Raw genomic sequence first — 5,654 nt, forward strand, 5'->3', positions numbered from 1 at the left:
CCGTCTCCGGGATGTAATTACTCAGATCACAGTAATGTCACGCACCGTTTAGCTTATCCAGCTTTGCTACACCATTGAGCCAAACGATAAAAGCAATTTTTCAAAAGATCGATTTTGACCGCTTACTCCAGAACAAAGAGACAGGCAGTGCCTGTCTCTTTGTTCTGGTGCGCGAGGCTCTGTCCCGGCAGGATGATTGACATCGTGCCGGAAAAAACACAAAGGTTTTGCCCGTACACGCCCTTTTCCTTGCGGGCCCCTTCCATGCGTACTTCTCTTGCCCGGATTCGCTTCGCTCCCCGGGGACAGGCCCGCCGATCAGGGACTTTCTTTTTGGGATGCCGGCGGGTATGGGATGCAGTAGGGCTCTGTGCCGCGCTCCGCAAGTTTTTGGTCCAGCCAGGAGCGCAGGGCCGCCACCCCCTCCTCTGTCCAGTCGAAGGTCTCTGTCTCGATATTCTCTGCCAGTTCGAAGCTGGTATTCTCATACACCCAGGCCTGAATCCTGCCGCTGCCGGTCCAGCCCTCCCGCTTGAAGCGGTAGCGGAATGTCCCAAGGCTCCCGGGGTACACCTCCGCCTTGGTGAAAAAGCCGCTGTCCAAAAACGCGAAACTGCTCTCCATACCGTTCATCTCCTCAAATGCCCTACTTCTTCCCCTTACCCTAATTTTATAGCAGGTTTCACCATTCTTGTCAAACCGGTTGCGAAACGGAAAAAAAAGGGGTATACTGGCAGGGTACACAAAGAAGGAGGCCTGTCCATGAAGATCCTGGTTCTTTCCGACTCTCACGGCAACATCGACAATATGATCCGGGCGGTGGAGCGGGAATCTCCCCGTGCGATCTTCCACTTGGGAGACTGCTGGCGGGACGGCCAGCGGCTCCATGAGCGCTTTCCGGAGGTTCCTTTTGAACAGGTGCCCGGCAATTGCGATTTCCGCTCCCAGGAGGCCGCGGAGCGGTTGATATGCCTGGAGGACAAACGCATTCTGCTGTGCCACGGCCACACCTACGGCGTAAAGCAGTCCCTCATCGCCGCCGGGTACGCAGCGGAGGAGCAGAATCTGGATGTGCTCCTCTTCGGCCACACCCACCGTCCCCTGGTGGACATGCGGGGCAAAACCCTCTTTCTGAATCCTGGCAGCATCGGGGATTACGCCCACCCCTTTTACGGGGTGCTCACCCTCTCCGGCGTCAGGGCCGACGCCCGGACTGTCCCGCTGGAGTGACGCCTCCGCCCGCGCAGGGCGCCTCTATCAAAAGGCAGGACAGACCGTGGCGGTCTGCCCTGCCTTTTGATGCTTGCGCGGCCCGCTATGACACTTTCAAATAAAATACCTGCGGCGACGGGCGGCAAACCGGAATATACGTTTCCCGTTGGTTCCATCTATGCTTTATAAAAACCACAGGATGATCATGCCAATATAACTTGTCCTAATATTTTTACCAGAGGCATAAAACGGAATTGAATATATAAAAGCTCTCAGCGCAGATACTATGCCGTCTGAAAACCCACGCCATAATATATGTGGCAATCCCCATAATAAAAATAGCGCGAATGCCCCCCAGGGAACAGAACTTCTCTTTGTTAAAAGCTCCCCCGCCGCCTGTGAATGTACAAGAAGCTGCATCATCAGCAGCACCTCCAGGGGAAAATAAATGATATTTCTAATGGTATATAGCGGATAGCCTGTAAACAATTCCCTGATAAACAACGGTTTTAAGCCCGCATACAAATAATTGCCCGCCGCCATCGCTATACCGCCCGCGGTCACAAAGAAAAGGATCAGCCCATCTCTGCCTGAAAGCGGGAAACTGTTGTAAAGCAGATGGTCGCTGTTTTCTCTTTTCATTTTTACAGATATAAAGACCGCCCCAATTCCCCAAACAACAGGGGTGGTCCCCAGAGCTGCTGTCTGGTTTGGAATGATTGCGGCAAGGGCGTCAAATTGAATCACGGCGCATATTGCGAACACCGCAGCAAATGGCCACATATTTATTGGATGATGAGCCGTCTTTGTTTCCGTGTTTTGCGTCATCCGTTCCTCGCTTTACAATTCTGTCTTGTTGGTCAGTCATAAAACAGCTCCCAATGAAAACAAGCTGCTTTCATCGGGGTGCTGTTTTATATTATGGCAGGTTCTCAAGCGAACCGGTTTTCCGTCATGTTATGGGACGCGGGGGATGTACGGGATGTACCGGCCTGCCCGGCGCTCTCCTCCAGCGATTCCAAATACTCCTCGAGGCACTGGCCGCTGTCCCGAATGGCCAGGGCGGCCTCCTTACCCACATAGCGGTAGTGCCAGGGCTCGTAACTAATGCCGGTGATGTCGCACTTGTCCGAGGGGTAGCGCAGGATGAAGCCATACTCCCAGCAGTGCTCCATCAGCCACTTCTGCTCCGGCGTATCCTCCTGCTTTTTGTTCAGCACCTGATAACTTGCAGAGACTATGTCCAGCGCCAGACCTGTCTGGTGCTCGCTGGTGCCGGGCACCGCCACCCAGCGGCCCGCCTCCTCCACCGCGCTCTCCCAGCTGTACCCGGCGGCCCGCAGGCGGGAGATTTTGTTGTTGTACAGCCGGGTCTGGGTCGCCTGGGTGCGGTAGGCCGAGCAGATCACCGGATTCAGCCCCGCCTTTCTGCAGGCGGAGAACATCTCGTTGAGGTCTGCCCGAATCCGCTTGTCCACCTTCAGTCCGCAGGAGGCCAGCGTCACCAGCTCAACGGAGAAATCCTCCGGCAGGGGGTTCCAGGGGTTTACCAGCAGCTGCTTCCAGTCCTCGTCCACAACCGCGGATTCCGGCAGCTCCTCCGCCCCCGCCGGGGCGGGCTCTGCCAGCCCAGCCGCCCCCGCCATCGGAACCATCATCGCCAGCGCCAGCAGCAGCGCGGCGGCATATCGCATAATTTTCATATGTCTTGTCCTTTCCGGCCCATCAGGCCGCAATCCCTTGTGGTTTTATTTCATCATACACCTTCTTTTTTTATAAAGAAAGGGGTAATTTGTAAATAGGATAAAAATTTTTTCTCCGCTCCGCTCTTTTCGGCACTGTCATTTCCACAGAAAAAGGGAGAACGTCTTTGGCTAAATCAGAAAATTTCCGTGACCGGCATGAAAAGTCATTGATTTTTCAGCCGGTTGATGCTAGATTCATATAATAAACGTTGTAACAGGCGTTTTTCGTTTTCCCACTTCTGTGTACGGACACAGAAACGGCATCCACAGGTTTTATCCAACCGAGATCATTTTTAAGGAGGATATTTCTATGTTTGATCCCAAACACGTCTCCCTGGGCATTGCGCCCATCGGCTGGTGCAACGACGATATGCCGGAGCTGGGCGGAGAGAACACCTTCCAGCAGATCGTCAGCGAGATGGCCCTGGCGGGCTTCACTGGCTGCGAGATCGGCAACAAGTACCCCACCGACCCCGCGGAGCTGAAAAAAGCCCTGGACCTGCGGGGCATGCGCATCGCCAGCCGCTGGTACTCCTCCTTCATCCTGACCCGCCCCTTTGAGGAGGAAGAGAAGGACTTCACGGCCAATCTGGATTTCCTGGCCGCCGTGGGCGCCAACCGCATCAACGTCAGCGAGCAGAGCTACTCGATCCAGGGACAGATGGACACCCCTGTCCTCACAGGCGGACACAAGCACGTGATGACGGACGCCGAATGGGACCGCTTCTGCAAGGGGCTCAACAAGCTGGGCAAAATTGCGGCGGACCGGGGCTTCAAGCTCTGCTTCCACCACCATATGGGCACCGTGGTCCAGACCAGCGAGGAGACGGACCGCATGATGGCGGGGACTGATCCCAAGTATGTCTTCCTGTGCTATGACACCGGCCACTTCACCTTCGCCGGAGAGGACCCCCTCGCCATGCTGAAGAAGTACGTGGACCGGGTGGGCCACGTCCATCTGAAGGACATGCGCCTGCCCGTGGTGGAAGAGGCCAGGCGCAACAACTGGAGCTTCCTCCAGGCTGTGCGGAACGGCGCGTTCACCGTTCCCGGAGACGGCGATGTGGACTTTGACCCCGTGTTCAAGACGCTCTCCGACGCCGGCTATCAAGGCTGGCTGCTGGTGGAGGCCGAGCAGGACCCCGCCCAGGCCAATCCCCTGGAGTACGCCATGAAGGGCCGCGCCTACATCAAGGAGCACACGGGGCTTTAAGGCGTCCCCTATCCCCGCGCTGTCTTTGCCTTATCTTAAAAAAATCAGGAGATGGTTTCAATGACCTATTTCAGCAAGAATGACCAGCTCAAGCAGGGCTACAACACCTACATCGACATGGCCGCAGACGACATGGGCACCCAGATGGACATCGGCCTGCTGGTAATGGAGCCCGGCGACATCTTCACCTTTGAAGAGGCGGAAAAGGAGATTGCCGTGCTGCTCTTCGCCGGTAAGGTGACCTATGCCTGGGACGGAAAGACCTGCGAGGCCGACCGGCCCGACTGCTTCCATCACGAGGCCTACTGCCTGCTGGCAGGCCGGGGCACCAAGATCACCCTCACCGCCCAGGCCCACAGTGAGCTGTACATCCAGAAGACCCTGAACGAAACGCCCTTCGAGGCCGTCATGTACACCCCCGACACCGTCCAGACCCAGCACGCCGGGTGCAGCGGCGAGCTGCTGGGCTGCATGGAGCGGGAGATCAAGACCTTCTTCGACCACGACAACGCCCCCTTCTCCAACATGGTTCTGGGCGAGGTTCTGAACCACCCCGGCAAGTGGTCCTCCTATCCCCCCCACCACCATCCCCAGCCGGAGGTCTATTTCTACCGCTTCGACTATCCCCAGGGCTTTGGCGCCGGCTTTGGCAACGGCGAGGTCTACAAGACCGGCCAGAACGGCTGCGCCGTCATCACCAGCGGCTTCCACTCCCAGACCGCCGCGCCCGGCTACGCCATGTGCTACGCCTGGGGCATCCGCCACCTGGACGGCGACCCTTGGCTGAAAACCCGCATCGATGATGAGGAGCACCAGTGGCTTTGGAAGAGCGACGCCAACGACCACATCTACCAGGGTTAATTTCAGACAGGAGTGAGGAGACAGGCGTTTTGCCCCCATGGACAAACGCTCCATTTCCGGAACAATCTTCTGTCTTTTAACTCCGGTCTCATATTTTTCAGGAGGTATATTATGGAGACAATTCGTCTAACCATGGCCCAGGCGCTGGTGCGGTTTCTGGAGAACCAGTACATCGACGTGGACGGAGACGTGAGCCGCTTCGTCCGGGGCGTGTTCATCATTCCCGGCCACGGCAACGTGGTGGGCTTGGGCCAGGCGCTGACTCAGGAGGCCCATGCGCTTGAAGTCTACCAGGGCAAGAACGAGCAGGGCATGGCCCAGGCCGCCGTGGCCTTCGCCAAGCAGATGAAGCGCAAGCAGATCTTCGCAGTCACGTCCTCTGTGGGTCCTGGCGCGGCCAACATGGTCACCGCCTGCGGCACCGCCACTGCCAACAACATCCCCGTGCTGGTGCTGCCCGGCGACGTGTATGCCTGCCGCCAGCCGGATCCCGTGCTCCAGCAGGTGGAGCAGACCCACAACCTCTCCATCTCCACCAACGATGCCTTTAAGGCCGTCTGCCGCTACTGGGACCGCATCGTCCGGCCCGAGCAGCTGATGAGCGCCGCCATCTCCGCCTTCCG

The 5,654-nt window shown here is 57.3% G+C and carries 7 protein-coding genes; 4 read left to right on the top strand and 3 right to left on the bottom strand.

The genetic code is table 11. The features are described 5' to 3' along the window. Positions 1-318: 318 nt before the first annotated feature. Entirely contained in the window at positions 319-624 is a 306-nt protein-coding gene (locus QZ326_RS10940; protein ID WP_295745101.1) for a hypothetical protein, read from the bottom strand. A gap of 138 nt (positions 625-762) precedes the next feature. Here QZ326_RS10940 and QZ326_RS10945 point away from each other — a divergent pair, with 138 nt between their 5' ends. Continuing rightward, the gene (locus tag QZ326_RS10945) at positions 763-1,230 is read left to right on the top strand and encodes a metallophosphoesterase (RefSeq protein WP_295745102.1); all 468 of its coding nucleotides are present in this window, start codon (positions 763-765) and stop codon (positions 1,228-1,230) included. A 165-nt stretch (positions 1,231-1,395) separates the two neighbouring features. Here the strand turns inward: QZ326_RS10945 and QZ326_RS10950 are convergent, their stop codons facing one another. Beyond that, entirely contained in the window at positions 1,396-2,040 is a 645-nt protein-coding gene (locus tag QZ326_RS10950; protein ID WP_295745103.1) for a hypothetical protein, read from the bottom strand. A 104-nt stretch (positions 2,041-2,144) separates the two neighbouring features. Further along, entirely contained in the window at positions 2,145-2,915 is a 771-nt protein-coding gene (locus QZ326_RS10955) for a M15 family metallopeptidase (RefSeq protein WP_295745104.1), read from the bottom strand. Between the two features lie 352 nt (positions 2,916-3,267). Here QZ326_RS10955 and iolE point away from each other — a divergent pair, with 352 nt between their 5' ends. The 3 genes from iolE to QZ326_RS10970 all read left to right on the top strand — a co-directional run. After that, complete coding sequence (gene iolE / locus QZ326_RS10960) at positions 3,268-4,170, top strand: myo-inosose-2 dehydratase (RefSeq protein ID WP_295745105.1); 903 nt, start codon at positions 3,268-3,270, stop codon at positions 4,168-4,170. A 60-nt stretch (positions 4,171-4,230) separates the two neighbouring features. Then, positions 4,231-5,031, top strand: a complete 801-nt coding sequence (locus tag QZ326_RS10965; protein WP_295745106.1) for a 5-deoxy-glucuronate isomerase — start codon at positions 4,231-4,233, stop codon at positions 5,029-5,031. 111 nt (positions 5,032-5,142) lie between these two features. Further along, on the top strand, positions 5,143-5,654 hold a 512-nt coding region (locus QZ326_RS10970), incomplete at its 3' end, for a thiamine pyrophosphate-binding protein (RefSeq protein WP_295745108.1).

Origin of the sequence: uncultured Oscillibacter sp. (assembly GCF_910587525.1) — a bacterium.
GTDB lineage: Bacteria > Bacillota > Clostridia > Oscillospirales > Oscillospiraceae > Oscillibacter.

Excerpts from the sequence above, each read along its gene's own strand:
- QZ326_RS10940 (WP_295745101.1), bottom strand. The coding sequence starts at position 624 with ATGGAGAGCAGTTTCGCGTTTTTGGACAGCGGCTTTTTCACCAAGGCG.
- QZ326_RS10955 (WP_295745104.1), bottom strand. The coding sequence starts at position 2,915 with ATGAAAATTATGCGATATGCCGCCGCGCTGCTGCTGGCGCTGGCGATG.
- QZ326_RS10965 (WP_295745106.1), top strand. The coding sequence starts at position 4,231 with ATGACCTATTTCAGCAAGAATGACCAGCTCAAGCAGGGCTACAACACC.
- QZ326_RS10950 (WP_295745103.1), bottom strand. The coding sequence starts at position 2,040 with ATGACGCAAAACACGGAAACAAAGACGGCTCATCATCCAATAAATATG.
- QZ326_RS10945 (WP_295745102.1), top strand. The coding sequence starts at position 763 with ATGAAGATCCTGGTTCTTTCCGACTCTCACGGCAACATCGACAATATG.
- iolE (WP_295745105.1), top strand. The coding sequence starts at position 3,268 with ATGTTTGATCCCAAACACGTCTCCCTGGGCATTGCGCCCATCGGCTGG.